Origin of the sequence: Nonomuraea sp. CA-141351 (assembly GCF_050944675.1) — a bacterium.
GTDB lineage: Bacteria > Actinomycetota > Actinomycetes > Streptosporangiales > Streptosporangiaceae > Nonomuraea.
In genome coordinates, this window is the sequence record NZ_CP191982.1 from 5,305,542 (window position 1) to 5,331,325 (window position 25,784).

The window sequence follows — 25,784 nt, forward strand, 5'->3', positions numbered from 1 at the left end:
CAATGTAACAACTTGCAGAAACCTTGCGAACCCATCTTTCTCTGAGCGTCATGTCGGCGTAACGTCCGGCGTGTTCCCCACCCCTCGATCGCAAGAGGAGAAGGACATGCGACGACTCTTACCCGCCGCAGCGGTCGTTGCGGCATCCACTCTGATGATTTCCGCGTGTGGCGGCGGTGGGGGGACGGCGCCTCCCGCCGCGTCCGTTTCCGATCCGTCGAAGGTCAGCGGCGAGATCACCTGGTGGGACACGACGCGGCCGGACAGCGAGGGGCCGACGTTCCAGGCGTTGATCAAAGAGTTCGAGGCGAAGTACCCGCAGGTCAAGGTCAAATATGTGAACGTGCCTTCGGATCAGGCGCAGGGCCAGTTCCAGACGGCGGCGCAGGCGGGGGCGGGCGCGCCGGACGTGATCCGGTCGGAGGTGGCGTGGACGTCGCAGTTCGCGTCACTGGGCTATCTGCAGCCGCTGGACGGCACGCGGGCGGTGGACAACGAGGCCGACTTCCTGCCGGGGCCCTTGAGCAGCACCAAGTACAACGGCAAGACCTACGCCGTGCCGCAGGTCACCGACACGCTCGCGCTGATCTACAACAAGCGGCTGCTGAAGCAGGCCGGGCACGAGGAGCCGCCGAAGACGATCGCCGAACTGAAGCAGACAGCGCTCGACGTCAAGGCCAAGACCGGCGCCGAAGGGCTCGCGCTCAACGTCGACTCCTACTTCCTGCTGCCCTTCATGTACGGCGAGGGCGGGGACCTGCTCGACGTGGCGAACAAGAAGATCGTGGTCAACTCGCCGCAGAACGTGAAGGCGATCCAGACCGTGGCCGACCTGATCAGCTCGGGCGCCGCGCCCAAGCCCGCGACCACGGAGAGCTACGCCAACGCGATGACCGCCCTGAAAGAGGGCAAGGCGGCGATGATCTACAACGGGCCGTGGTCGTTGTCGGAGATCTACCAGGGCAAGGAGTTCAAGGACAAGAAGAACCTGGGCATCGCGCCGGTCCCGGCCGGGTCCGTCAAGGCCGGAGCCCCCACGGGCGGCTGGAACCTGGCCATCTACGCGGGATCGAAGAACATCCCGGCCGCCTACGAGTTCGTCCGCTTCATGACGACCGTGGACGCCCAGGCGAAGATCGCCAAGGAGATCAGCCTCCTGCCGACCCGTACCTCCGCCTATGCCAAGCCTGACGTGCAGGGCAACCCCGACGTGGTCGTCTTCAAGCCGATCATGGACACCGCCGTCCCGCGGCCGTGGATCCCCGAGGGCGGGCAGCTGTTCCAGCCGCTGCTGGAGGGCTACCAGGCGCTCGTCGGCGGCACGTCCGCACCCGCGGACGTGCTCAAGAAGGTCGACGAGCAGTACCACGGGATCATGAAGGACTGGAGCTGACCGGTGGCGGTCTCGACCGGACGGGCCGCGGCCGCGGGTGACACCCGCGGCCGCCACGACAAGCCAGGACGGTTACGGCGCTCGTGGTCCGCCCACTGGTACGCGTGGGCGATGATCGCGCCGGTGGTGGTCGTGATGGCGGTGCTGATCGGCTGGCCGCTGGCGCGCGGGATCTACCTGTCGCTGACGGACGCCACCGAGGCGAACATCGGCCGGACCATCGGGGTGAACGTCATCCCGGCCACCTACGAGTTCGTCGGCCTGGACAACTACCTGCGGATCCTGACCTCCAGCCTGTTCTGGGACAAGCTCATCTGGACCGTCGTGTGGACGGTGGTCTGCGTGGCGCTGCATTACGGCATCGGGCTCGGCCTGGCCGTGATGCTCAACCGCAAGCTGCGGTGGAGATCCGTCTACCGGGTGCTGCTCATCCTGCCCTGGGCGGTGCCCGCCTTCGTCGCGGCCTTCATCTGGCGCTACCTGTACAACAGCGACTACGGCGTCATCAACGGGTTCCTCAAGATGGCGGGCCTGTCCGGCGTGGGCTGGCTGGACGACCCGACCACCGCCAAGATCGCGGTGATCGCGGTGAACGTGTGGATCGGGGTGCCGTTCATGATGGTCGCCCTGCTCGGCGGCCTGCAGTCGATACCCGCCGAGCTCTACGAGGCGGCCGAGGTGGACGGGGCCGGCGCCTGGCAGCGGTTCAGGGCGATCACGCTGCCCGGGCTGCGCCAGGTGTCGTCCACCGTGGTCCTGCTGGGCACGATCTGGACGTTCAACATGTTCCCCATCATCTTCCTGGTGACGAGGGGCGGGCCTGGCAGCGAGACCGAGATCCTGGTCACCTACGCCTACCGGGAGGCCTTCACCGGCATCCGCGACTACGCGGGCTCGGCGGCGTGGGGCGTGATCATCCTCATCATGCTGGTGGTGCTGGCGGTCGGCTACCGCCGCACGTTGCGGAGTCAAGGAGACCCATGGTGAGCGAGCTCAGGCGCGGGCGTGGCGAGCGCGGCCCGCTGGCCTCGATCGGCCTGCACGCCGGACTCCTGCTCGCCGTGGCCGTCTCGCTGTTCCCGGTCGTGTGGCTGGTGCTCACCTCGCTCAAGCCACGAGACGGCTGGCTCTCGACCGAGCTGCAGTTCTTCAACCACTCCTCGCTTGACAACTACGTCCGCGTGCTCACCGCGACCGAGTTCCCGCAGTGGCTGCTCAACAGCGTGCTCACCGCCGGTCTGACCATGCTGGCCGGGGTGTTCCTGGCGGCGACCACCGGGTACGCGGTCAGCCGGTTCCGCTTCCCCGGGCACCGCTCCGTGATGTGGCTGCTGCTGATCACCCAGATGTTCCCCGTCGCCATCCTCATCGTTCCCCTCTACAACCTGATGGCCGGGCTGGGCCTGCTCAACCAGATCCCCGGCCTGGTGATCGCGTACATGACCATCGCGGTGCCGTTCTGCGCCTGGATGATGAAGAGCTACTTCGACACCGTGCCGGTGGAGATCGACCAGGCCGCGATGGTGGACGGGCTGACCCCGTTCGGCACGTTCTGGCGGGTCGTGCTCCCCTTGGCCCGGCCGGGGATCGCGGTGACCGCGTTCTACTGCTTCATGACCGCCTGGGGCGAGGTCGGATACGCCACGGTGTTCATGTCACAGGAGGACAAGCGCACGCTGGGGGTGGGGCTGCAGCAGTTCATCGGCCAGCACTGGTCGGACTGGGGGCTGATGACGGCCTCCGCCGTGCTCATCGCCATCCCCGCAGGCGTCGTCTTCCTGCTCGTCCAGCGTCACCTGATCACCGGGCTCACCGCGGGCGCAACCAAGTCGTGACTATACGTGATCGTCGTCCGGGGAGATCCTGGCGGCATGGACGGATTCCTCGACGAGACCTGCGGAGGTGTGACCGAGCTACGCGTGCACGGCGTCTCCGGCACGCCCCCCGAGGGCATGCTGAACCACCCCCACCCCCGGATCGTCGCGGGCGACGGCACCACGGGGTTCTACCGGCGCTGGTCGGCCGACGGCAGGCCACACGGGCAGGACGCGGACGTGCCCGACGCCCGCCGCCGGGAGGCGTACGCGTGGGGCGGCCTCACCTCCGGCGGCAAGACGATCGCGCTGTGGCTGCTCCTGCTGCCGTTCTCGCTGGCGAATCTGTCGTACTTCATGCTCCCCAGGCCGCCGCGGGGGGCGTGGCTGCGGCACGTGACCGAGGCGGCCCAGCGGCTGTTCGCCCTGCTGCTGACCGGGACGCTCGTCGGGGCCGTCACCCGGGCCGGTGTCGATCTCGTCGGCTGGCAGTGCACGGCCGCCGGCCGGGCCTGCACCTACGACACGGCGCCCGTGTGGGTGCACTGGCTGGGCGTGCTGTGGGGGAGCGAGCCGTCGAAGCGGCTGGCCGTCACCGCCCTGGTCCCGCTGGCGGTCGTGGTGCTGCTGTGGTGGATCGCGCGGCGCACCTGGGAGCGCGACGAGCGTACGGTCCTGCCGCCCGGCAGCACCGCCGGTGACGGCCTGCTGCTGGCCCAGCCGCGGCTCTGGCACGGCGGCGCGCCGGTGTGGCGGCTGCGGGTCGTGCACGTGTGCTTCGCGATCGCGTCGATCGGGCTGGCCGTGTCCGCGCCGTTCACGGGCGCCCCGCTGGGGCTCGTCCTGACTGTGGCCAACGCGGGCGTGCAGGTCGTGGCCGCGCTGCTGGTGCTGCTGCCGTGGATCGCCCGGCGGCTGGACCCGGGCTCGGACGAGCGGATTCCCGGGTGGCTCACGTTCGCCTGCCAGGGGCTGCGGGTGGTCGCGCCGCTGCTGTGCCTGGCCACGATCGGGGCGGCGCTCGCCGGGATGTCGCCGGCCGCGCCGGGGCGGCAGCTGCCCGGCGTGGGGGTGGGGGCGTTCCAGCTCGCGCTCACGGTCGGGCTCGGGCTGTTCATGCTGGTCACGACCTGCGTGCTGGCCTGGATGGACCGGTCGTCCGGGGAGCCGCGAGCGATGGGCGGGATCGCCGCGTGGTTCGTGCTGATGGTGGCCGCGGGCAGCGCGAACGTGCTGGCGCTCGGCGTGCTCTTCTGGACCGCCACGTTCTTCGGCGTCCCGGGCACCTCCGCCTCCCCTGAGCCGCCCGGCAGGAGGCTCTTCCTCGACGACCCGGTGTGGTGGACGGCCGCGCTGGTGCCGCTGCTGGCCGCCGGGTTCGCCGCTCTGGCGATCATCCTGTACGCGATCCGCGGGTCCGTCGCCGGCCGGCTCACGCCGAAGCTGACACGCTATTACGGCGAGCGCTACGACGACGAGGTGGCCGCCAAGTGGGGGCTCGCCTCGCTGACCGATCGGGCCGGGCTCGTGCTGGCCGTGCTCACCGGCATCGGCGTGGCCGGGTTCGCCGCGGTGACCGTGATCTACCAGTTCCGGCTGTTCACCCCTGAGGGTGGTCTCGCGGGGCTGCTCGCCACGCTCGGGAGCTGGGCCATGGCGGCGGTCATCGTGGGCCTGGTGCTCCTCGGACGCCGAACGTACAGCGACTCCGGGCTGCGCCGGACGATCGGCATCGTCTGGGACATCTCCACCTTCTGGCCCCGCGCGATCCACCCGCTGGCCCCTCCCTGCTACACCGAGCGGGTCATCCCCGAGCTGATCGACCGCGTGGACAGGCTCGCCAGGACCTCGCGGGACCAGGTGGTCCTCTCCGGGCACAGCCAGGGGAGCGTCATCACCGCCGCCCTGGTGCTGCAGCTCAGGCCCGAGCTGCGGGCCCGGGTCGGGATGCTCACCCACGGGTCGCCGCTGCGCCGCCTGTACGCCGCCTTCTTCCCCGCCTACTTCGGCACCGGCGCGCTGTCGGCTGTCCGGGACGCCGTTCCCTGGTACAACCTCTACCGGCTGAGCGACCCCATCGGCGGGCCCGTCTTCGGGCGCGTCGACCCCCTGGCTCCGTCGTCCGGCCACCCGAACGGGGTGGACCTGTTCTGCTGGGACCCGATCCAGCCCGGTCCGGGCGAGCCGCTGCCCGAGGCGCGCTGGCACTCCGACTACTGGCTCGACCCGCCGTACGACGAGGCGCTGAACCGGCTGATCATCAAGAAGCCCGCCGTCTGATCACCCGGCCCGGTAGGGTTTCGGGCGTTTCCCGACAAGGACGGGGGTCCGACAGTGAGGTGGGTGCTGTTACTTCTGGTCTCGTCCGCCCTTTGGTGGGTGACCTCGCCTGCCCAGGCGTCGGCGGCGGAATCCGGGGCGGCGGCGGGGCGGGTGGCGTTCATCGGGGTGCCGGGGTTGCTCTGGGACGATCTCGACCCGGCGGACACGCCCCACCTGTGGCGGCTGGCCGGCGAGAGCGCGCTCGGGTCCGTGTCGGTGAAGGCCGTGGGCACCGTGACCTGCCCGTACGACGGGTGGCTGACCGTGTCGGCCGGGGTGAGGTCGGCGGTCGGGCACCGGTGCGGGATGCCGCCCGATCCGGTCGCGCAGGGGAGCGGGGCCGTGGTCACCGAGGTCCGCGAGCTGCTGCAACTACGTGACGGGACCTACGCGGGCACGCTCGGGACCGCCGTGCACGCAGCCGGGCAGTGCACCGCGGCCGTCGGGCGCGGCGCGGCGCTGGCCCTGGCCGACCGGGAGGGCAAGGTCGACCTGTACGCCTCCTCGCCCGGCGCGCTGGCCGACTGGACGCGGTGCCGGGTGCTGGCCGTGGACGTTGACACGATCGTGAAGCCGTACCTGGTGGACGACAGGCTGCCGCAGGACCCCGAGCCGATCGCCGCTGAGCGGCGGCGCGCCCTGGTCCGCGAGGCCGACGCCCAGGTCGGCGCGGCGCTGGACAAGCTGCCCCCGGACACCGAGATCGTGCTGGCAGGCATCGGCGACCACGGCTCGGTGCCGCACCTGCGCGTGGCGATGTGGAAGCGGCCGGGCGCAGCGGGGCGGCCGGGGGCGTCGGGCGGCGTCGCGGGGCCGTCCGTGGGCACGAACTCCACCAGACGCGACGACATCACCGTCCTGCCCGACATCACGCCCACGATCCTCACCGCCGCCGGCATCGCGCCGCCCCCCACGGTGATCGGGCTGCCGTGGCGGCTCGGCGACCTCACCACGCCTGACGATCTGCGCAGGGCCGACCTCAAGGGCACCGCCGTGCGCGGCACGACCGGCGTCTTCTTCACCGCCTTCGCCGTCGTCCAGGTCGCCTTCTACGTGCTCGCCTACGTCCTGCTCTCCAGGCGCAGGCGCCTCGGCCCGGTGGGCACCGCCGCCATCGTGCTCGCCTGCGTCCCCGTCTCCACGTACGCGGTCAACCTCCTGCCATGGGAGCGCAGCCCCTATCCGGTGCCGACGCTGATCGGCGGTGTGCTGGCGTGCACGGCGCTCATCGCGGCGGTCGCGCTGGCCGGCCCGTGGCGGCGCGACCCGCTGGGACCGCCCGCCGCCGTGGCAGCGGCCACTGCCGCCGTGCTCGTGGGCGACCTGCTGACCGGGACGACGCTGCAGTTCGACAGCCTGATGGGCTACACCGCCGTGGTCGGAGGGCGCTACTACGGGCTGGCGAACATCCCGTTCGCACTGCTGGCCACCGCCGTGCTCATGGTGACCGCCGTCGCCGCGGAGCACCTTGTACGCGCGGGGCGCAGGCGGCTGGCCGTGGCCGGCGTGGCGGGGCTCGGCGTGGCCGCGATGCTGCTGGCCGGCTGGCCGGGCGTGGGCAGCGACTTCGGCGGCGTCATCGCGTTCGTGCCCGGCATCGCGGTGACCGCGCTGCTCGTCGCGGGCAAGCGGGTGTCGGTGGTGAAGCTGGCCGCGTTCTGCGTGCTCGGCGGGGTGGCCGTCTCCGTCATCGCGGTGCTCGACCACCTGCGGCCGCCCGCGCTGCAGACGCACCTGGGGAGGTTCGTGGGGCAGGTGATCGACGGGACGTTCTGGCCCATGATCGGCCGCAAGCTGGGCGCCATGCTCAACACCATGCTCTCCCCGAACCTCATGCCGATCGTCCTGGCCGGCCTGGCCTTCCTGGTCTTCGCCGTGCTGCGGCCGGGGCAGATCAGCGCGGGCATCGTGCCCAGGGCGTTCGCGCGGGCGCCCATGCTGCGGGCCGGGCTCGTCGGGGCGCTGGTCAGCGGCGTGGTCGGCATGCTGGTCAACGACTCGGGCACCGCCGTGCTGTCCATGGCGGTGGCGCTGGCCGTGCCGCTGGTGTTGTACGCGGGCGTCCGCTCACCAGGCGAGGAAGAGCTCCTCGGGGGCCCGGTGGATGAGCGTGGCCGCCATGACGACGTCCTCGCCGGCGAGGCGTAGGCCGGGCAGCTCGCGCACGAGCAGCTCCAGGGTGATCCTGAGCTGCTCGCGGGCCAGCAGCGCGCCCGGGCAGCCGTGCACGCCGTGGCCGAACGACAGGTGCCGCGCCGGCTCCCGGGCGATGTCGAACTCGTCCGGCCGCTCGAACACCGCCTCGTCCCGCCCCGCCGAGCCGAACGACACGAACACCGCGTCGCCCTCGCCCAGTGCGGTCCCCGCCAGCTCCAGGGGCCTGGTCACCGTGCGGCGGAAGCCCTGCACCGGCGCCTCGAACCTGGCCGCCTCCTCGACGGCCGCGCCCGCGAGCTCGGGCCGCCCGCACAGCAGCTCCCACTGGCGGCGCTCGCGCAGCAGGCGGTGCACGACGGTGCCGAGCAGCGCGGTCGTGGTGAGGTGGCCGGCCAGCATGACGTTCTGCGTGTTGGCCACGATCTCGTCGCGCTGCTCCGGCGTCGGCTCGCCGGGGCCGGGGGCGAGGCCGCGCGACAGCTCGCCGGTCAGGTTGTCCTGGGTCCTCGACCTGGCGGCGTGCGCGTCCAGCGAGCGCCGCAGCGCCGCCACCTCGCGCGCCGCGGCGACCTGCCGCTCCTCCGGCATCGGCGTGAACAGCAGGTCCTCGGCCCTGTTGCCGGCCTGGATCGCGCCGGGCACGTCGGCCGGGTCGAGGCCGAGCAGGTGCCCGATCACGGCGGCCGGGAGCGGCCTGGCGTACGCGGCCATCCACTCCACGTCGCCGGCCTTCGCGAACGACGCGACCAGCTCGCCCGCCGTGGCCTGGATGAACGGCAGCGCGGCCGTCACCTTGGCGGGGGACAGGCCGCGGTTGAGCGGCCTGCGATAGCGGGCGTGCGCCTCGCCGTCCGTGCTCAGCACCACCGGGGCGTTGCCGGGCACGGCCGCCAGCTCGGCGAACGCCGCCGGGCCCGGGAGCACGTCCGGCCGCAGCGCGCCCTTGGAGGAGAAGTCGTCAGGGCGCCCCAGCACCTCGCGCACGTCGGCGTGCCGGGCCACCAGCCAGGCGTCCAGCTCCTCGACGAAGGTCAGCCCCGGCGCGGCGCGCGCCCTGGCGTAGAGGGGATACGGGTCGCGGTAGAGCGCCTCTCGATCCACGCGTCCATGCTCCTAGCAGGGCGGCGGCCGGGCAAGATCTGAAATTTTCTTTTAATTCACCCTTAAGTCTTGAAAGTTATATCCACGAGCGATTGAGTTCGGTCGTGCAGTCCCTCAGAATCCTGGCCGCCGCGGCCCTGGCGTTAGGCCCCCTGGCCCTGACCGCCGCTCCCGCGCAGGCCGATCCCACGACCCCCGCAGAGGACGCGCTCGAGGCGTCGTCCTATCCGCCGCCGTCCACGCTGCTCGCCCAAGACGCCGGGCAGAAGCTGGAGACGGCCAAGAAGACCCGGCCGGTGGCGCCGGGCATCTCGCTGACCTCCTTCGACACCTATGACGAGCTCGGCTGGCTGCGTGCGGACGCCGTCACCGCCGACCTCGGCGGTGCCAAGGCCGACTACCTGTTCTCCGGCGAGGTGACCAAGACCGAGCCGCTGTCCGGGCCGGCCAAGCGCGCGCACGCCGTCGCGGCCGTCAACGGCGACTTCTTCGACATCAACAACTCCGGCGCCGCCCAGGGCATCGGCGTTCAGGACGGCTCGCTGGTGCAGTCGCCGGTCGCCGGCCACGAGAACGCGGTCGCGGTCACCGGCGACGGCGTCGGGCGCGTGCTCAAGATGTACTTCGAGGGCACCGCCACGCCGGCCGGCGGGGCACCGATCAAGCTGACCCAGTTCAACCAGATCGTGCAGAGCGGCGGTGTCGGGCTGTTCACGCCCCTGTGGGGCTCCTACACCCGGGCCCGCGCCGTCGAGGGCGCCGAGTCCGTCGCCGAGGTCGTCCTGGTGGACGGGGTGGTCTCGGAGGTACGCACGTCCGCCGGCACCGGCCCCATCCCCGCGGGGACCACGATCCTGCTGGGCCGCGACGCCGGCGCCACCGCGCTGTCCGCGCTGAAGGCCGGCGACCGGGTCGACGTGAGGTACCAGCCGAAGCCGTCGGACGGCAGCCAGGTCAAGGCGGCCGTCGGCGGCAACTGGGTGCTGGTCAAGGACGGCGTCGTGCAGAACTCCACCGACCCCGCCGCGCACCCCCGTACCGCCGTCGGGTTCTCGGCCGACGGCAGGAAGATGTACCTGCTGACCGTGGACGGCCGCCAGGTGGACAGCCGCGGCGTCACGCTCAACGAGCTCGCCGCCATGATGGCCGACCTTGGCGCCGCCAACGCGCTCAACCTCGACGGCGGCGGCTCCTCCACCATGCTCGCCCGCGAGCCCGGCTCCGCCGACGTCCAGGTGGAGAACAGCCCCTCCGACGGCGGCGAGCGGCACGTGCCCAACGGCCTCGCGCTCTACGCGCCCGAGGGCAGCGGCAAGCTGAAGGGCTTCTGGCTGGAGACCGCGAGCGACCCCGACCAGGCGCCCGGTGTCGGTCCCGTCGCCGGCGGCCGCCCCGACCGCGTCTTCCCCGGACTCACCAGGCGGCTGACCGCCGCCGGATACGACGAGACGTACGGCCCCGCCGCCGGCACGCCGTCGTGGCGGGCGAACCCGGCGGTGCACGGCGTCATCCGCGACGGGAAGTTCCACGCGCTGGTGCCCGGCCAGACCACCGTCACCGCCTCCCGCGGCAGCGCCAAGGGCACCCTCGACCTGACCGTCCTGCAGCCCCTTGAGCGGCTCGGCGCCACCGCCGACCGGCTCGGCATGCCGGGCGCGGACGGCGTGGCCACGTTCGGCGTGGTCGGGTACGACCGCAACGGCAACTCCGCGCCGATCGAGCCCTCCGACGTCACGCTCGACTACGACCAGAGCCTGTTCGAGGTGACCCCCGCCGAGCAGGGCTACTACTCCGTCAAGGCCAAGAAGGCCACCGGGTCCGGCCTGATCACCGCCAAGGTCGGCAAGATCAGCACGGCCGTGCCGGTGACGGTCGGGTTCGAGGAGAAGCCGGTCGCCGACTTCGAGGACGCGGCCAAGTGGACGTTCGCCGCCGCCCGCGCCACCGGCTCCCTGTCGGCCGCGCCAGGGCAGACCGGCGGCGGCCTCAAGCTGTCGTACGACTTCACCACCTCGACCGCGACCCGGGCCGCCTACGCCAGCCCGCCGCAGCAGATCACGATCGACGGGCAGCCGCAGGCGTTCGGGCTCTGGATCAACTCCACCGGCAAGGGCGAGTGGCCCAGCCTGGAGTTCTACGACGCGCTCGGCCAGTCGCAGATCCTGCGCGGGCCGTACATGACGTGGACCGGGTGGAAGTACGTCGAGTTCGCCGTGCCGCCCGGCGTGAACTACCCGCTCAAGCTGCGGCGCTTCTACGTGGCCGAGACCAAGGCGGACGCGAAGTACACCAACGAGATCCTCATCGACGGCCTGGTCGCCAAGGTGCCGCCGTCGATCTCCGCGCCCGCCGCGCCCAGGATCGCCGACCCGGTGGTCAAGGCGGACGTGGCCAAGATGCCGTGGCGGTTCGCGGTCATGTCGGACGCGCAGTTCGTGGCCAGGGAGCCGGACAGCGACATCGTCAAGAACGCGCGCCGCACGCTGCGCGAGATCAAGGCGGCCAAGCCCGACTTCCTGCTGATCAACGGCGACCTGGTGGACGAGGCGTCGCCCGAGGACTTCGCGCTGGCCAAGAAGATCCTCGACGAGGAGCTGGGCGGAACGCTGGAATACCACTACGTGCCCGGCAACCACGAGGTCATGGGCGGCAAGATCGACAACTTCAAGGCCGTCTTCGGTGACACGTACGGCACCTTCGACCACAAGGGGACCCGCTTCATCACCCTGGACACCTCGCGCCTGAACCTGCGGGGCGGCGGCTTCGACCAGGTGGCGATGCTCCGGTCCCAGCTGGACAAGGCCGCCGAGGACCCGTCGGTGGGGTCGGTCGCCGTCCTGTTCCACGTCCCGCCGCGCGACCCGACGCCCGGCAAGGGCAGCCAGCTCGGCGACCGCAAGGAGGCCGCGCTGGTGGAGGGCTGGCTGGCCGACTTCCAGCGCGCCACCGGCAAGGGCGCCGCGTACATCGGGGCGCACGTGGGGACGTTCCACGCCTCGCACGTGGACGCGGTGCCGTACTTCATCAACGGCAACTCCGGCAAGAACCCGGCCACCCCGCCCGACGACGGCGGGTTCACCGGGTGGTCGCTGTGGGGCGTGGACCCGGTGACGCCTTCGGAGGCGGAGCACGTGCGGCGCAACTGGTTCGCGGACGCGCCGGAATGGATAGGCACGCAGGTCCGGCCGCACGTGGACGACCTCGCGCTCACCGCACCGGCTTCGGTCGCGGTCGGGAAGCCCGGCACGGTGACGGCGACGGTCAAGCAGGGCACCCGGACGGTTCCCGCGGCCTACCCGGTCTCGGCCGCCTGGTCCGGGTCGCCCAACCTGCACATCGGTTCCCGTGAGACGGCCAAGCCGTGGCACGTGGCCGTCCTCGACCCCTCGACGGGGACGCTGACGGCGCTGCGGCCGGGGCAGGTGACGGTGGCCGTCACGGTGAGCGGCGTCACCCAGCAGGCCGCCGTGGCGCTGACCGCCAAGGCAGCCGCCTGACCCGGCTGCCCTCCGGGCGGGTCGCCGCCCACGCCGCATGGCCGGTTCCATCGGCCGCGGCGTGGTGCGGTGGCCCGCACGGGCGCGCCTGGCAAGAGTCTTGAAAGTGGCGGCAGTCCGCCGGCAAGCCGCCTGAAATCGGCGCGGCGCACATTGGGGGCATCTCACCACGAAAGGACGGCCCCCGATGACGATCTCCCGTACCCTCGCCGGTCTGACCATCGCCGCCACCGCCACCCTCGCCGCCGTCGCCCCCGCCGCCCAGGCCGCGACCTCCGCGGACTCGGCCGGCACCGCGTGGGGCCCGTACTACGCGCCCGGGCACGCCGCCGAAGCCGCGGGCACCCTGACGGCCACGGGGGAGGACCACGCCGACCTGCCGACCGCCGACGTCGTCCGGGTCTCGGGCAAGGTGAGCGACCACACCCGCCGCGCCACCACGTGTGGCTGGGCGGTCTTCCGCATCACGTACCGCTCCGGGAACAACCTGCCGTTCCGCCAGCACACGGTCCGCGACTGCTCGTACCGCACCCCGAAGCACTTCTCGTTCTCCTACCGGGACGTCTACCAGGTCGAGCTCAAGATCTGCGCCGAGTCCAAGGCCACCAAGCCGTCCCTCGTCTGCCTGTACGCGGGCACCTGGAAGACGCTCTACCTGTCGAAGTAGGCGGAGGGCGCCGCGCCAGGGCCAGGAAGCGGCGCGGTCAACGGCGGCCGGGGTCTGCGATGGAGCGGTCCCGGGGCCGGGAGGGTGCCGTGGCGAGCAGCAGGGTCCAGACCGGGAACAGCGTCCAGACGACGATGCCCGGTATCCCACCGGCGGCCCACGCCCAGGACACGCCGGACGCGACCGTGATGAGGGCGCCGAGTCCGAACGCTCCGGCGGCGATCGGCAGTCCGATCACGACGACACGGCCGAGGCGGGCCACGGCCCCGGGCAGGGCGCCGGTACGCGTTCCCGCGGCGCTGATCGCGCCCGCCCAGCACATGGTGAGGACGGCGCTCAGGCTCACCGGGACGACCTGGCTCTCGAACGGCATCGCACCCGTGATCAGCAGAGCCTGCAGCACGATGACGGCGACGGCGGCGACGAGGCCGATCCCGGTCCACACGCGGGCACGGGCGTCGCCCGCCATCAGGCGTCCCAGGCCGAGCACCACCGGTACGAGCGCGAGGTACTGGATCAGCACGAGGACGTCGTTGGCCGGGCCGAACCAGCCGTCGCCGGGATGGTCGGTCCAGGGTTGGGCGGTGAGATAGAACAGGACCAGGAAAGCGTTCGCGATCAGGCCGATGGCTCCGCTGGCCGCCGCCCACCACCTCGGCGGCGTCCGGAACGGATTCGTCCTCACCGGTGTCCTCCTGCCGTCGAGACGGGCGCGTCGGCGGGCACGGGCCGCGCGCGGCGGGCGGCGTGCAGCGCGGCGGCGAACAGCAGCATCGCGTTGAGCCCGTGCAGCGCGCCCAGCCAGGGCAGGCCGTGCGCCGCATAGCCGAGCATCGCCTGAGCGGCCACGAGAAGCAGCACCACCGCGGCGAACGCGACCCCGCGGGGGACGCGGGCGAAGAACGAAACGATCAAGAGGAGGAGGGCGACGACGGGGATCACCATCCCGCCGTTGACACCGTGCACGATGATGCCGACGACCTCAGGGAAGGGGAGGTCGTCGTTCTCCATGACGGCCTTGTCGAACACGTTGCCCCAGCCCAGCGGCACGACGCCGCCGTCCGACGGAGCGTCCAGCCGGACGGCGGTCGCCACGACGCCCAGCACGACCAAGGCGATCGCCACTCCCGCCGGAGTCCTGCGCGACCGCCGTGTCGAGGCCCACCAGGGCCGCCATGCGGACACGGACTCATCCTCACCGACACGCGTCAGGGAAACCATCACCCGGAGGCCTACGGTTTGGCCGGGAAGTCAGATAAACGCGCCACCGGTCAACCGGGGACGGGGTTCGAGGAGTGTTCAGGGTGGCTTGTCACGACGAGAGGAGACGGTGTGGATGCTGACTTCGCGGAGTTCGTACGGCACCGAGGCGAACACCACCTGAAAACCGCGGTCCTGCTGACAGGGGACTGGCACTCGGCCGAGGACCTGGTCCAGGCCGGCCTGGGCAAGCTGTACAAGGTCTGGCACCGCCTGGACACCACCAGCGGGCCGGACGCCTACCTGCGCCGCATCCTGGTGAACACCTACCGCTCCTGGTGGCGGGCCCGCTGGCGGAGGGAGATCCCGCGCGCCGACCTGCCCGACAGGGCGGGCGCCACGGACGTGGGAGAGGCGCGGGCGGTAGCCACGGACGTCCGCCGCGCGCTGGCGAAGCTGCCGGTCAAGCAGCGGACGGCATTGGTACTGCGGTTCTTCGCGGACCTGCCGGAGGCGGAGGTCGCCGAGCTCATGGGCTGCTCGACCGGCACGGTCAAGACCCACACGCACCGGGGCCTGCGCGCCATGCGGCAGCTGATCTCGCCTGACGCGCTGGTCAACGAAATCGAGCAGAAGGGGAGTGGCATCCGGTGAGAAACCAACACGAGGAGCCGTTCATGAACGAGCAAGAACTCCGCGTACTGCTCACCAAGGCCACCGAGGACGTGCCGGCGAGCGTGCGGCTGATGCCGGCGACGCGGGCGCCCAGACGGAGAGGGGCGCGCGTGCTGTTGCCGGCGATCGCCGGGCTGGGCGTGGCCGCCGTGGTCGGCGCGACCGTGCTGGCCCCCTGGAGCAGGCCTTCTGCGCAGGCCGAGGTGGCGACCGCGGTGGACAACACCTCACAGGACAGTTTCCGCCTCCACACGACCTCGGGAGCCAAGACGTTCGACGGGGCCATCGACCCCGAACGGCACCTGGCTGTCATCACCAACGCGGCGGAAGGGTCGGAGACCCGGTTCGTCGGCGACCTGATGTACATCCGCCCCGACGCGTCCGCGCTGTGGACGGCCTCTCCGCGCGCGGAGGCGGTGCCGGTCGACGCGTCGGAGGCCACGGCCCTGGCCAAGCTGGCCACGCTGGACCCCGTGCAGGCTCTGCGGCGGCTCCGCTCGGCCACCGACGTCCGAGAGGAGGGCCCCGCCTCCGGTACGGGATGGACCGGAAAGCGGTTCACCTTCTCGCTGGCGGACACGAGCGCGAAGGGCGAGCCCGCCGGCGCGTCGGGGGCCGTGGACGTGGACGAGCAGGGCCGGGTCAGGCGGCTGGAGATCACATTCAGCGACAACGGCGAGCGGCTCGTCACGGACTTCACCGACTTCGGCATCTCGGTCGAGGTCGAAGCCCCGCCGGCCGACCAGGTGCAGACGAAGCCGTCCCCGGAGCAGGTCACCAAGAAGCCGGCCAAACCCTTCTGACGACCGACCGGCACCCTCCCCGGGCCCGTTCCCTCCCGAGAACGGGCCCGGCCTCCCGCATCGCACGGGTAGGGGTGTCGCGCGGCCGTGACTGCTTCCCCCGCGGGCCGGTCCGGCCTTTCCGCAGTCCTCGGTCAGCCGCGGCGGCCCACCAGCAGGTCCACGAACAGCGGCAAGTGGTCCGAGGCGTCGCTCGTGCCGACCGCGGCCACCTTGGCCTGGACGCCCGCCGAGGTGAACACGTAGTCGATGCGCGCGGTCGGGCCCGTCGCCGGATGCGTGTAGCCGTCACCGGTGCCCGCCCGGGTCCAGGTGTCGGTCAACGTTTCGGAGAGGGCGTGGATCTCAGGCGCGTCGGGACGGGCGTTGAGGTCCCCGGTGAGCACCACCGGCTCCTCCCGCTGAACGACCAGCGGCTGGATGGCGCGTACCTGCTCCAGGCGCTCGTTGGCGTCGTTGTGCTGGAGGTGAGTGTTGAACACCTGTACGCGTGCTTCTCGCGGGCCATGAACTCGATCAGGGTGCGCGCCGGCGCCGCGAGGGCGGCCGCCGCCAGGCACAGGTCGGCCCATTTACGGCGGGTGGGGCCGTCGACCAGGGCCTCGTACAGCGCCAGGCACGATTCGGGGGCGAAGGACGGCTGCCGCTCCCTGACCTGGTCCTCGACGGTGACCCTCATCGAGAACGCCGGGCCGCTGCCGGTCACACGGTAGGCGAGGGGCAGCAGGTGGCCCAGGTCGGCCGCGCTCAGCCGGGCCCCGTCCGGCCACGGGCCGGGATGGCCGGCACCGGGCTCGGTCAGGTGGCGGTGGAGCTGCTGGGCCGTGGGGGAGAGCTGCATGCGGTGTCTCCTCGATCTGCCATGAGGACCGTTGATCCTCGCCTTCACCGCAGGAGAGCGCCGCACGCCACCGACAGAAACCAGACGCCCTCCACCATCGTGCTCAAATACTGGCGTGGGACATGTCCATAAGCGTCAGGCCTGTTCGTCGCTTTGGTGAAACGCCGTCGATTCGAGGAGCGCGCGATGAAGTACATGATGTTCGTCTGCACCGACACCGAGCCTGACACCGACAAGGAGAACCTGCCGGACATCGAGGCATGGGTGGCGGAGAACGACGCCCGCGGGCGGCGTGTGCGGGGCGCGGTGCTGGCGCCGGAGTCCGCGGCGACCACCGTCCGCGTACGCGACGGCGAGCTGATCCTCTCCGATGGCCCGTTCGCCGAGACAAAGGAGGTGATCGCGGGCTTCGACCTGCTCGAATGCGCCGATCTGGACGAGGCGATCGAGGTCGCCCGTGCTCACCCGATGGCCAGGCAGGGACGGCTGGAGCTGCGTCCGTTCGCCGACTTCGAACAGTGAGAGCGCGCCTGGAGGCCGTCGCCGCCGTTCAGAGGTGAAGCAGACTGCCGTGCTGGTCGATGTGGTCGGCCGATTCGTCGTCGAACCACACGCCACCGGTCGCCAGATAGCGGAACCGGTGGATGCCCGGCGGGAGGATCACGGACACCGTGCGCATGCCGCTACGGCGGAGCAGGAGTTCGTGGCGGCCGGGTGACCAGTCGTTGAAGTCGCCGACGACGCTGACGATGCCGGCGGGCTGGTTCGTGGGCAGGGTGAAGGTGATGCGTGTCTTCGTACCGAACAGGGGCGTACGCCTGAGCATCGCGAATCCTCCCGGAGGGGTGCGGGGAACGGCCCCTAGCTTGGCGGGATCAGACAGTTCGGAGGAACGGGACACACGGGTCGTAACTTACTTTTCACAGAGTTCACAGGCCCCGGCCCGGTACAGGGCCGGGCCTGGACGGGAAATGCGGGGGTTGTTAGCCTTTCAGGAGGTTTTCCTGGTGCTCGAGAGGCCAATGGACAGACTCTCTGACGACGACCTGGCGCTGTTGCTGCTGATCCGCCTCTTCGAGCGGAAGCTGCTCACGCTCTTCGAGCGGGGAGAGCTCAACGGCACCACCCACACCTGCCTCGGCCAGGAGTACGTCCCCGTCTCCCTGCGGACGCTGCTGCGCGGGAGCGACTGGGTGTTCAGCAACCACCGAGGCCACGGCCACTACCTGGCCAGGTTCGAGGACCCGGAAGGTCTGCTGGCCGAGATCATGGGCAGGAAGGGCGCCATCTGCGACGGCGTGGGCGGCAGTCAGCACCTGAAGCGCGACCGCTACCTGTCCACCGGCGTGCAGGGCCAGAGCCTGTCCGTGGCGGCCGGGGTCGCGTTACGGCTCAAGCGACACGAGCCGGGCGCGCTGGCCTGCGTCTACATCGGCGACGGCACCTGGGGCGAGGGCGCCGTGTACGAGGCGCTCAACCTGGCCCAGCTCTGGCGGCTCCCGTTGCTGGTAGTGGTCGAGCACAACGGCATCGCCCAGTCCACGCCGACCGCGCTGCAGATGGCGGGCACGGTCGAGGGGCGGGCACGGGCGTTCGGCGTCGAGCACCGCCGGGTGGATATAGCGGATATCTCCGTCATTCGCCCCCAGCTGGCTCCCCTGATCGAGCAGGTCCGGGAGGAGCCGCGCCCATTGGTGGTGGAGTTCGCCACGCACCGCCTCGGCCCCCACAGCAAGGGCGACGACACCCGGCCGCCGGACTTCCCCCTCGTCGACTGGTACGCCGCCTACCAGGCCGCCCACCCCGAGCAGTGCGCCAGGATCGAGGCGGAGGCCCGTACCCGGATCGACCGGATCGCCGCCGAGGTCGCCGCCCGCCCGCCGGCAGTCTGGACCGCCGCGTGAGGGCCGGAGAGAACCTCAACCGCGCCCTGCACGGCCTCCTGGAGGACGACCCCTCCGTGTACGTCCTGGGCGAGGACCTCCTCGACCCCTACGGCGGCGCATTCAAGATCACCAAGGGCCTGTCCACCCGGTTCCCCGACCGCGTGCTCACCACCCCGCTCAGCGAGGGCGCCGTGGTGGGCGCGGCCTCGGGCCTGGCGTTGGCGGGCGGCAAAGCGGTCGTCGAGATCATGTTCGCCGACTTCGCGGCGCTCGCGTTCGACCAGATACTCAACTTCGCCAGCAAGTCCGTCACCATGTACGGGACCCGGGTGCCCCTGCCGCTGGTGATCCGCTGCCCGTCCGGCGGCCACCGCGGCTACGGGCCGACCCACAGCCAGAGCCCGCAGAAGCACTTCATCGGGATCCCCGGCCTGTCGCTCTTCGAGATGTCGCCCTTCCACGACAACCGGGCCGTGCTCGACCGCATGCTGGCGCTGGGGGAGCCGTGCCTGCTGTTCGAGGACAAGGTGCTGTACACGCGGCGCATGTACGAGGTGGACGAGCCGTTCAGGTGGGACCTCGCGGGCGATGTGGCGGTGGTCCGCCTCGACTCGGGCGAATCGGATGCCCTGGAGATCCCGCCGGGCGATCTCGACTACGTGCTGATCGTCCCGGGCGGGGTAGCGCACCGGGCGATGGCCGCCATGCGGTCCCTGCTGCTCGATCACGACCTGGCCGGGGTGCTGATGGTCCCCTCGCGCCTGTACCCCTTCGACCCGTCGGCGCTGCTGCCCGTCCTCGGGCGGGCGCCGCTGGTGTGCGTGGCCGAGGACGGCAGCGCTGGCGGCACCTGGGGCGGTCACGTGGCCGCCGACCTGCACACCCGGCTCTGGGGACGGCTCCGTCACCCGGTCAGGCTGGTCAACTCGGCCGACAGCGTGATCCCGACGGCCGCCCACCTGGAGCGCGAGGTGCTGGTGCAGGACTCCACGATCCGCCGCGCCGTACTGGAGGGCCTCGATGGCTGAGATCCGGGTGCCCAAGCTGAACACCAACGACGAGGCGTACCTGCTGCTCGAATGGCTCGTGGCGGACGGCGCTCGGGTGCGCGGGGACGAGGTCGTGGCGTCGGTGGAGACGTCCAAGACGGTCGAGGAGCTGGTCAGCGAGCACGACGGCATCCTCGTCCACCTTCTCCCGGCCGGCGCCGAGTGCGCCCCCGGCCAGCCGATCGCCCGCATCGCCGACCCGCGAGCCACACCGCCCGCCTCCGCCGGGACCACGTCCCCGCCCGGTGATGTCGCGGTGCCGCTGATCACGGCGCCCGCGCGGGCGCTCATCGACGAGCTCGGCATCGACCCCGCCCGGGTCCGTGCCCTGCCCGTGAAGGTGGTACGTCGAGCCGACGTCGAGCGCCTGGCCGCATCGGCGCCCACCGCCCACGCGGCCACTCCCGAGAGGGCGGCGCCGCCGGGCGGGAGCTTGCGGGCGTTGAGCGGCAACCAGCGCGCCGTGGGCAGGACGGTGAGCCTGTCCCACCAGACGATCCCCGCCGCCTACGCCGCCATCAAGGTCGACGTGGGCGGGGCCACGGCCGCGGCCCGCGACCTCACCAGACGCCTGCGCAAGCTCGTCGGCCTTCCCGACCTCCTCGTCGCCGCCGTCGCCCGCCTGCACGGGGACTTCCCGCTGTGCTTCGCCACTCTGCGGGACGAGAGCACGGCCGCCGTCCCCGGCAGCCCGCACGTGGGGGTCACGATCGACCTCGGCTCCGGCCTGTACGTGCCGGTCATCAGGGACGCGCACCGCAAGAGCGTCGAGGAGATCGCGGGGGAGCTGGCGGGGTTCCGCAGGCTGGCGCAGCACGGCGGCTTCAGGCAGGAGCAGCTCGAGGGCGGCAACATCGTCCTCACCCTGCACCACGACCCCGACATCGTCATGGCCGTCCCCATCGTCTTCCCCGGCCAGGCGTGCGCTGTCGCGCTCACCTCGCCGCAGCGGGAGGGGGAGCGCACGGTGGCGGTCGTCGGCCTCGCCTACGACCACCGGCTGGTCAACGGCAGGGACGCCGTCCTGTTCCTCCAGGCGCTCAAGGAGGCCCTAGAGACGGCCTCGTTCGAGGGTCTGTAGGCCGACCAGGTCGTCGGGGGCGGCGTCGGCGCCGCCGTCCACCAGCGCCGGCAGCCGCGAGCGCAGCGCGACGACGGCCAGCACCGCCATGGCGAGCGCGAAGAGCACGTACATCAGCCCCACGCCGCGCCCGTCCCCTGTCCCGATCAGCGCGCCCACGGTGGAGGCGAGCGGCCCGTCCTGGGCGAGCAGCGGGTCGAGGACCGCCGCCCCGTACGGCGCCACCAGCCCGAACCCCAGCGGCAACGTCGACCAGGCGATCAGCGTGTTCAGGGCGAACACCCGGCCGTGGAACCGCTGCGGCACCTTCACCTGCACGATCGTGGCGTAGATCCCGTTGAGCAGCGTCACCCACAGCGACATCCCGAACGCCCCGAGCCCGATCGTCACCAGATCCGCCCGCAACCCGGTCACCAGGCAGAACGCGGCCAGTGCGAGCGTGCACCAGAGCACCGCCCGCATCCGCCCGCGCCCGGGCCCGCCCCACACCGTCATCGCCAGGCCGCCGGCCAGCACTCCGAGCCCGGACAGGAACGAGATCCGCCCCACGTCCGGCAACCCGGCGAACGACAGCACGAGCGGCGAGATCATCAGGAAGAGCGGCGACAGGAACACGTTCAGGACCGCGAAGAACAGCAGCATCCGGCGGAACCCGAGCTGCCCCCACGAGTACCGGAACCCGGCGACCAACTCTGTCATGACCGGCTCCTTGCGCCGCCACGCCATGGTCGCCGGGAAGCGCACCAGCAACGTCACGACGATCGCGAACACGTAGCTGGCCACGTCCAGGACCAGGATGCCCTCCAGCCCGATGACGGCCATCAGCCCGGCGGCCGCCAGCGGCACGATGAGCTGGCTGACTCCGTTGGCCATCTGCACGATGCCGTTCGCGTGCCCGAGGTGCCGCTTCGGGACGAGCTGCGGCACCGAGGAGGCGTAGGCGAGGCGCTGGAACGTGAGCGCCACGGACAGCAGTGCGAGCAGCGGATAGACGTGCCAGGTCTGCAGGTTGCCCGTCCACAGCAGCACGCCGAGCAGGAGCTGCGTGCCGAGCGCGGCGTAGTCGCCGCAGAGCATCACGGTACGGCGGTCGGTCCGGTCCACGATGGCGCCCGCCAGCGGGGCGGCCACCATGCCGGGGACCAGGCCGAGGACGGCGAGCAGGGCGAACTGGGCGAGGGAGCCCGTGGTGAGATAGATCCAGATGGGGATCGCGAACTCGGTCAGCGCCGACCCCATGATCGAGACCAGCTGGCCTCCGGCGACGCCCAGGAACCGCCGCATGCTGGGCTGCGGTCCTGGAGAAGGGGCCGGCCGGTCGGCGTGGGAGACCTCGCGCAGCCGCCAGTTCGGGCCGGACACGGCCTGGCCCGAGTCCAGGGCGAGATGGGTACGCGTCACGATCTCGGCCAGCTCCCGCGCCCGGTACTTCAGGAAGAAGTGCCCTGCCTCGTCCAGCTCCACCACCGCGGTCGCCGGGCTCAGGAAGTGCCACTCGCGGTAGCGCTCCTCGAAGTACTCGGTCGCCGGATCCCGCTCGCCCGCCACGCTGATGATCGGCGCCCGCAACGGCGCCACGGCGCTCTCGAACAGGCCGGTGAAGTACTCCTCGGCGGCCTCCGTGTCCTCGCGCATGTTCCTGATGATGTGCCGCGCCTGCCCGGGATCGAGCTCGCTCATGTCGAGCCCCATCGACGTCAGCCAGTTGGCGTAGCTGCGGTCGCTGCGCAGGTACTCGCGCCGGGCCAGCCGGGACAGCGCCGCCAGCGCCCGGTTCCCCGGCCGGGCGAACGGGAAGATCGCCCCGATGTAGACCGCTTCGAGCCGCCGCCCGGCCGCCTCCAGCCGCCGCGCGATCGCGACCGTCAGCGCCGACCCGACCCCGCAGTGCCCGTACAGCGCGAGCGGGCCCCGTACCTTCTCCAGGATCTCGCGCGCGCACCGGTCGGCCACCTCCTCCAGCGGCAGCCGGTCCTCGTCCAGCCCCACGTCGTGGCCGGGGATGGCCACCGCCCACAGCGCGTGCGTGCCGGGCAGCGCGTCGGCCAGCGGCTGGTACGCCACCGCCGAGCCCCCGCCGTACGGCACGCACACGTACGTGAGGTCGGTACGGGTGCGGCGCGGCGTCAGCTCGTGCAGCAGCCCCCGCGGGCCGCCGGCGGCGCCGTCGTCGGCGAACGCGGCCAGCCGGCGCACCGTCGGATGCTTGAACAGGTCCACCACCGCGACCGGCGACGCCAGCTGCCTGCGCAGTCTTGCCACGACCTTGATGGCGAGCAGCGAGTGCCCGCCGACGTCGAAGAAGTCGTCGTCGATGCCGAAGTCCTCCCCGTCCAGCACCTCCGCCCAGACGGCGCTCACCAGGCGCTCGGTCTCCGTCCGCGGCGGGGTACGCGTCCCGGCCGGGGCAGCCGAGGGGGCGGGGAGGCGGCGGCGGTCCACCTTGCCGTTGGCCGTGAGGGGGAGCTGGTCGAGGGCGACGAAGCGGGTGGGGATCATGTACGCGGGCAGGGTCTCGGCCAGGTGGGCGCGCAGGCGTACCGCATCCAGCTCGGGCGTGACCACGTATGCGACGAGTTGCGCCCGCGTGCCCTCCCCGTCGGTGGTGACCACGCACTCGGCCACGCCGGGGTGGCGGGCGAGGTGGGTCTCGATCTCGCCCAGCTCGATCCGGTAGCCGCGGATCTTGACCTGGGCGTCGGCCCGGCCGAGGAACTCGATGACGCCGTCGGCGTCGTACCGGCCGAGGTCGCCCGTGCGGTAGAGGCGCTCGCCGGTGCCCGGGTGGGTGAGGAAGGAGGCGGCCGTCCGCCCGGGGTCGCGCCAGTAGCCGGTGGCGACGCCCGCGCCGCCGATGTACAGCTCGCCGGGCACGCCCACCGGGACGTCGCGCAGGCCCGGGCCGAGGATGTGGAAGCTCTGGTTCGCGAGGGGGCGCCCGTACGGCATGGAGGTCCAGGCCGGGTCCACCTCGCCGATCGGGTGGGAGATGGACCAGATCGAGCCCTCGGTGGCGCCGCCCAGGCTGACGACCTCGGCGTGCGGGGCCAGGGCGCGGATGCGGCCGGGGAGCGTGAGCGGGATCCAGTCGCCCGACAGCAGGACCAGGCGCAGGGAGCCGAGGTCGGTGCCCTCGTGCTCGGCGTGGTCCACCAGGAGCTCCATGAGGGCCGGCACGGAGTTCCAGACGGTGACGCGTTCCTCCTCCACCAGGCGGGCCCAGGCGGCGGGGTCCTTGTCGGCCGCCGGCTCGCCCATGACGAGGGTGGCTCCGACGGCCAGGGCGCCGTAGACGTCGTACACGGACAGGTCGAAGCTGAGGGCCGACAGGGCGAGGAAGCGGTCGGCGGGGCCGACGTGGAAGCGGTGGTTGAGGTCGCGGACGGTGTTCAGGGCGGCCCGGTGCTCGATCACCACGCCCTTGGGGGCGCCGGTGGAGCCCGACGTGAAGATCACGTACGCGAGGTCGCCGGGCTCGGCCGGGCAGTCGAACGCCGGTGCGTCGCCCTCGGTGACCGTGAGGCGGGTCACGCCGGAGGGCCAGGCGAGGTCCAGCCAGGGCTGGGTGACGGCGATCGCGCATTCGCCGCGCTCGATCAGCTCGAAGCGCCGCTGGTCGGGCAGGTCGGCGTCGATCGGCAGGTACGCGGCCCCGGCCGCGTTGATCGCCAGCACCGCGACGACCTGCTCCCAGCCCCGCTCCATCACCACGGCGACCAGCCGCCCCGGCCCGGCCCCGGCCGCCCGCAGCTCGGCGGCCAGCGCCCGCACCCGGCGGCGCAGCTCTCCGTACGTGATCTCGCCGCGTGGATGCCGGACGGCGACGGCCTCCGGCGACGCGGCGGCCATGACGGGCTCCTGCAGCAGGCCGGGAGGGCCGAGATCGACGGCGGTGTCGTTCCAGCGGCGCCGCTCCTCCCGCTCCTCCGTCGTCAGCAGCTCCAGCCCCGACACCGGCGCCGCCGGATCGGCCGCCACCCCCTCCAGCAGCGTGGCCAGATGCCCGGCCATGCGCTCGATCCGCACATCGGAGAACAGCGCGGTGTTGTACACGAACAGGAACGACCCGCCGCCCCCGGTGTAGAGCTCGAGGTCGAACCGCGTCGCCCATACTCCCGGCTCGAACCCCTCCAGCGTCAGCGGCCCGGGCTCCGGCTCGCCGCCGTAGTTCTGCATGGCCAGGATGACCTGGAACACCGGCGACCTGGACGGCTCCCGCGCCACGTTCAGCTCCTGGACGAGCCGCTCGAACGGCACCTCCTGGTGCGTGTACGCGTCCGTGGCCAGGTCACGTACCCGGCACAGCAGCTCCGCGAACGACGGGTCCCCGGACAGGTCCACCCGCATCGCCAGCATGTTGACGAAGCACCCGACCAGGTTGTCCAGCTCGGGCAGCGACCGCCCGGCCACCGGCGAGCCGATCGCCACGTCGTCCTGCCCCGCGTACCGTCCGAGCAGCACCGCGAAGGCCGCCAGCAGCACCATGTACGGCGTCGCGCCGTGCTCGCGCCCCAGCCGGTCCAGCCGCTCGGCCAGCTCGGGGGCGACCGAGAAGTGGTGCGCCGCCCCGGCGTAGGTCAGCTCCGGCGGCCGTGGCGCGTCGGCCGGCAGCTCCAGGGGCTCCAGCCCGGCCAGCCGCTCCCGCCAGTACTCCACGTCGCCGCCGTACTGGGCGCGCTGCCAGGCCGCGAAGTCCCCGTACGTCACGGGCAGGTCCGGGGCCGTCCCGCCGGTGCAGAACGAGAGGATCTCGCACAGCAGGATGTTCGCGGACCAGCCGTCGGCCGCGATGTGGTGGACGGCCAGGGCCAGCACGTGGTCGCCGGGCGCCAGCCGTACCAGCAACGCCCTGATGACCGGCCCCGACACCAGGTCGAACGGCTCCGCCAGGAACGGCCCCACCAGCTCCCTGGCCGCCTCCACCGACCCGGCCTCGGCGACGGTGAGCGGGACCTCCGCCTCCTCCCGCACCAGCACGTCCGGCTGCCCGTCCGCGCCTTCCGGGAAGCGGGTGCGCAGCGGCTGGTGCCGCTCGCACACCTTGCGGAGCGCCGCTTCGAGCGCGTCGGCCTGGAGCAGCCCGCGTACCCGGCGCACCAGCGGGATCGTGTACGCGGCGTTCCCCGGCGCGTACTGCTCCATGAACCACAGCCGCTCCTGCGCGTACGACAGGGGCGGGGGCTGGTGGGCGGGCAGCGCGGGGATGCTCGGCCGGGGCTTGTCGCGCCTCCGGAGCCGCTGGCTCAGCAGCGCCCGCTGAGCCTCGCTCAGCTCGGTCATGAGCCCTCCTTCGTCGGT

20 protein-coding genes are annotated in these 25,784 nt (G+C 71.9%); 14 read left to right on the forward strand and 6 right to left on the reverse strand.

The features are described 5' to 3' along the window. The first annotated feature begins 106 nt into the window (after positions 1-106). The 5 genes from ACQPWU_RS25065 (at position 107) to ACQPWU_RS25085 (ending at position 7,677) form a co-directional block, all read left to right on the forward strand. Positions 107-1,393: an extracellular solute-binding protein gene (locus ACQPWU_RS25065; protein WP_433444150.1), complete on the forward strand. Its 1,287-nt coding sequence runs from the start codon at positions 107-109 to the stop codon at positions 1,391-1,393. A gap of 3 nt (positions 1,394-1,396) precedes the next feature. Beyond that, positions 1,397-2,380, forward strand: coding sequence for a carbohydrate ABC transporter permease (locus tag ACQPWU_RS25070; RefSeq protein ID WP_433444151.1), 984 nt, complete (start codon positions 1,397-1,399; stop codon positions 2,378-2,380). After that, a complete protein-coding gene (locus ACQPWU_RS25075; protein ID WP_433444152.1) occupies positions 2,374-3,228 on the forward strand; it encodes a sugar ABC transporter permease in 855 nt (284 codons plus the stop codon). Before ACQPWU_RS25070 ends, ACQPWU_RS25075 begins: the two co-directional genes overlap by 7 nt. Before the next feature lie 36 nt (positions 3,229-3,264). Then, positions 3,265-5,487 carry a hypothetical protein gene (locus ACQPWU_RS25080; RefSeq protein WP_433444153.1) on the forward strand — a complete coding sequence of 741 codons (2,223 nt, stop codon included), beginning with the start codon at positions 3,265-3,267 and terminating at the stop codon, positions 5,485-5,487. Between the two features lie 63 nt (positions 5,488-5,550). Beyond that, positions 5,551-7,677 carry a hypothetical protein gene (locus ACQPWU_RS25085; protein WP_433444154.1) on the forward strand — a complete coding sequence of 709 codons (2,127 nt, stop codon included), beginning with the start codon at positions 5,551-5,553 and terminating at the stop codon, positions 7,675-7,677. On the opposite strand, the gene ACQPWU_RS25090 is transcribed toward ACQPWU_RS25085, so the two are convergent. Beyond that, complete coding sequence (locus ACQPWU_RS25090; RefSeq protein WP_433444155.1) at positions 7,597-8,787, reverse strand: cytochrome P450; 1,191 nt, start codon at positions 8,785-8,787, stop codon at positions 7,597-7,599. The genes ACQPWU_RS25085 and ACQPWU_RS25090 overlap by 81 nt on opposite strands. Positions 8,788-8,891: 104 nt before the next feature. On the opposite strand from ACQPWU_RS25090, the gene ACQPWU_RS25095 reads away from it, so the two are divergent. Beyond that, complete coding sequence (locus ACQPWU_RS25095; RefSeq protein WP_433444156.1) at positions 8,892-12,284, forward strand: phosphodiester glycosidase family protein; 3,393 nt, start codon at positions 8,892-8,894, stop codon at positions 12,282-12,284. Positions 12,285-12,471: 187 nt separating this feature from the next. Beyond that, positions 12,472-12,951, forward strand: a complete 480-nt coding sequence (locus ACQPWU_RS25100) for a hypothetical protein (protein ID WP_433444157.1) — start codon at positions 12,472-12,474, stop codon at positions 12,949-12,951. Positions 12,952-12,988: 37 nt separating this feature from the next. Here the strand turns inward: ACQPWU_RS25100 and ACQPWU_RS25105 are convergent, their stop codons facing one another. After that, positions 12,989-13,636, reverse strand: coding sequence for a hypothetical protein (locus ACQPWU_RS25105; RefSeq protein WP_433444158.1), 648 nt, complete (start codon positions 13,634-13,636; stop codon positions 12,989-12,991). Then, positions 13,633-14,136: a hypothetical protein gene (locus ACQPWU_RS25110; protein ID WP_433444159.1), complete on the reverse strand. Its 504-nt coding sequence runs from the start codon at positions 14,134-14,136 to the stop codon at positions 13,633-13,635. Before ACQPWU_RS25110 ends, ACQPWU_RS25105 begins: the two co-directional genes overlap by 4 nt. A gap of 147 nt (positions 14,137-14,283) precedes the next feature. Between ACQPWU_RS25110 and ACQPWU_RS25115 the strand changes: the two genes are divergently transcribed. After that, complete coding sequence (locus ACQPWU_RS25115) at positions 14,284-14,805, forward strand: SigE family RNA polymerase sigma factor (protein ID WP_433444160.1); 522 nt, start codon at positions 14,284-14,286, stop codon at positions 14,803-14,805. 23 nt (positions 14,806-14,828) lie between these two features. Further along, entirely contained in the window at positions 14,829-15,629 is an 801-nt protein-coding gene (locus tag ACQPWU_RS25120; protein WP_433444161.1) for a hypothetical protein, read from the forward strand. Between the two features lie 134 nt (positions 15,630-15,763). Here ACQPWU_RS25120 and ACQPWU_RS25125 read toward each other — a convergent pair whose 3' ends face one another. Continuing rightward, positions 15,764-16,111 carry an endonuclease/exonuclease/phosphatase family protein gene (locus ACQPWU_RS25125; RefSeq protein WP_433444162.1) on the reverse strand — a complete coding sequence of 116 codons (348 nt, stop codon included), beginning with the start codon at positions 16,109-16,111 and terminating at the stop codon, positions 15,764-15,766. Here ACQPWU_RS25125 and ACQPWU_RS25130 point away from each other — a divergent pair. Both ACQPWU_RS25130 and ACQPWU_RS25135 read left to right on the forward strand, forming a co-directional pair. Next, complete coding sequence (locus tag ACQPWU_RS25130) at positions 16,097-16,342, forward strand: hypothetical protein (RefSeq protein ID WP_433444163.1); 246 nt, start codon at positions 16,097-16,099, stop codon at positions 16,340-16,342. The genes ACQPWU_RS25125 and ACQPWU_RS25130 overlap by 15 nt on opposite strands. Before the next feature lie 314 nt (positions 16,343-16,656). Then, positions 16,657-16,992: a YciI family protein gene (locus ACQPWU_RS25135; RefSeq protein WP_433444164.1), complete on the forward strand. Its 336-nt coding sequence runs from the start codon at positions 16,657-16,659 to the stop codon at positions 16,990-16,992. A 28-nt stretch (positions 16,993-17,020) separates the two neighbouring features. Here ACQPWU_RS25135 and ACQPWU_RS25140 read toward each other — a convergent pair whose 3' ends face one another. After that, complete coding sequence (locus tag ACQPWU_RS25140) at positions 17,021-17,296, reverse strand: isoamylase early set domain-containing protein (protein ID WP_433444165.1); 276 nt, start codon at positions 17,294-17,296, stop codon at positions 17,021-17,023. 196 nt (positions 17,297-17,492) lie between these two features. Between ACQPWU_RS25140 and ACQPWU_RS25145 the strand changes: the two genes are divergently transcribed. The 3 genes from ACQPWU_RS25145 to ACQPWU_RS25155 are packed head-to-tail and all read left to right on the forward strand — an operon-like array spanning position 17,493 to position 20,486. Further along, positions 17,493-18,374, forward strand: a complete 882-nt coding sequence (locus tag ACQPWU_RS25145; RefSeq protein WP_433444166.1) for a thiamine pyrophosphate-dependent dehydrogenase E1 component subunit alpha — start codon at positions 17,493-17,495, stop codon at positions 18,372-18,374. Further along, entirely contained in the window at positions 18,371-19,384 is a 1,014-nt protein-coding gene (locus ACQPWU_RS25150) for an alpha-ketoacid dehydrogenase subunit beta (protein ID WP_433444167.1), read from the forward strand. The genes ACQPWU_RS25145 and ACQPWU_RS25150 overlap by 4 nt, the downstream gene beginning before the upstream one ends. Next, positions 19,377-20,486: a 2-oxo acid dehydrogenase subunit E2 gene (locus ACQPWU_RS25155; protein ID WP_433444168.1), complete on the forward strand. Its 1,110-nt coding sequence runs from the start codon at positions 19,377-19,379 to the stop codon at positions 20,484-20,486. The genes ACQPWU_RS25150 and ACQPWU_RS25155 overlap by 8 nt, the downstream gene beginning before the upstream one ends. Here the strand turns inward: ACQPWU_RS25155 and ACQPWU_RS25160 are convergent. Continuing rightward, complete coding sequence (locus tag ACQPWU_RS25160) at positions 20,457-25,766, reverse strand: non-ribosomal peptide synthetase/MFS transporter (RefSeq protein WP_433444169.1); 5,310 nt, start codon at positions 25,764-25,766, stop codon at positions 20,457-20,459. The genes ACQPWU_RS25155 and ACQPWU_RS25160 overlap by 30 nt on opposite strands. Positions 25,767-25,784 lie beyond the last annotated feature (18 nt).

Excerpts from the sequence above, each read along its gene's own strand:
- ACQPWU_RS25065 (WP_433444150.1), top strand. The coding sequence starts at position 107 with ATGCGACGACTCTTACCCGCCGCAGCGGTCGTTGCGGCATCCACTCTG.
- ACQPWU_RS25075 (WP_433444152.1), top strand. The coding sequence starts at position 2,374 with ATGGTGAGCGAGCTCAGGCGCGGGCGTGGCGAGCGCGGCCCGCTGGCC.
- ACQPWU_RS25080 (WP_433444153.1), top strand. The coding sequence starts at position 3,265 with ATGGACGGATTCCTCGACGAGACCTGCGGAGGTGTGACCGAGCTACGC.
- ACQPWU_RS25100 (WP_433444157.1), top strand. The coding sequence starts at position 12,472 with ATGACGATCTCCCGTACCCTCGCCGGTCTGACCATCGCCGCCACCGCC.
- ACQPWU_RS25120 (WP_433444161.1), top strand. The coding sequence starts at position 14,829 with ATGAACGAGCAAGAACTCCGCGTACTGCTCACCAAGGCCACCGAGGAC.
- ACQPWU_RS25135 (WP_433444164.1), top strand. The coding sequence starts at position 16,657 with ATGAAGTACATGATGTTCGTCTGCACCGACACCGAGCCTGACACCGAC.
- ACQPWU_RS25140 (WP_433444165.1), bottom strand. The coding sequence starts at position 17,296 with ATGCTCAGGCGTACGCCCCTGTTCGGTACGAAGACACGCATCACCTTC.
- ACQPWU_RS25145 (WP_433444166.1), top strand. The coding sequence starts at position 17,493 with ATGGACAGACTCTCTGACGACGACCTGGCGCTGTTGCTGCTGATCCGC.
- ACQPWU_RS25155 (WP_433444168.1), top strand. The coding sequence starts at position 19,377 with ATGGCTGAGATCCGGGTGCCCAAGCTGAACACCAACGACGAGGCGTAC.
- ACQPWU_RS25160 (WP_433444169.1), bottom strand. The coding sequence starts at position 25,766 with ATGACCGAGCTGAGCGAGGCTCAGCGGGCGCTGCTGAGCCAGCGGCTC.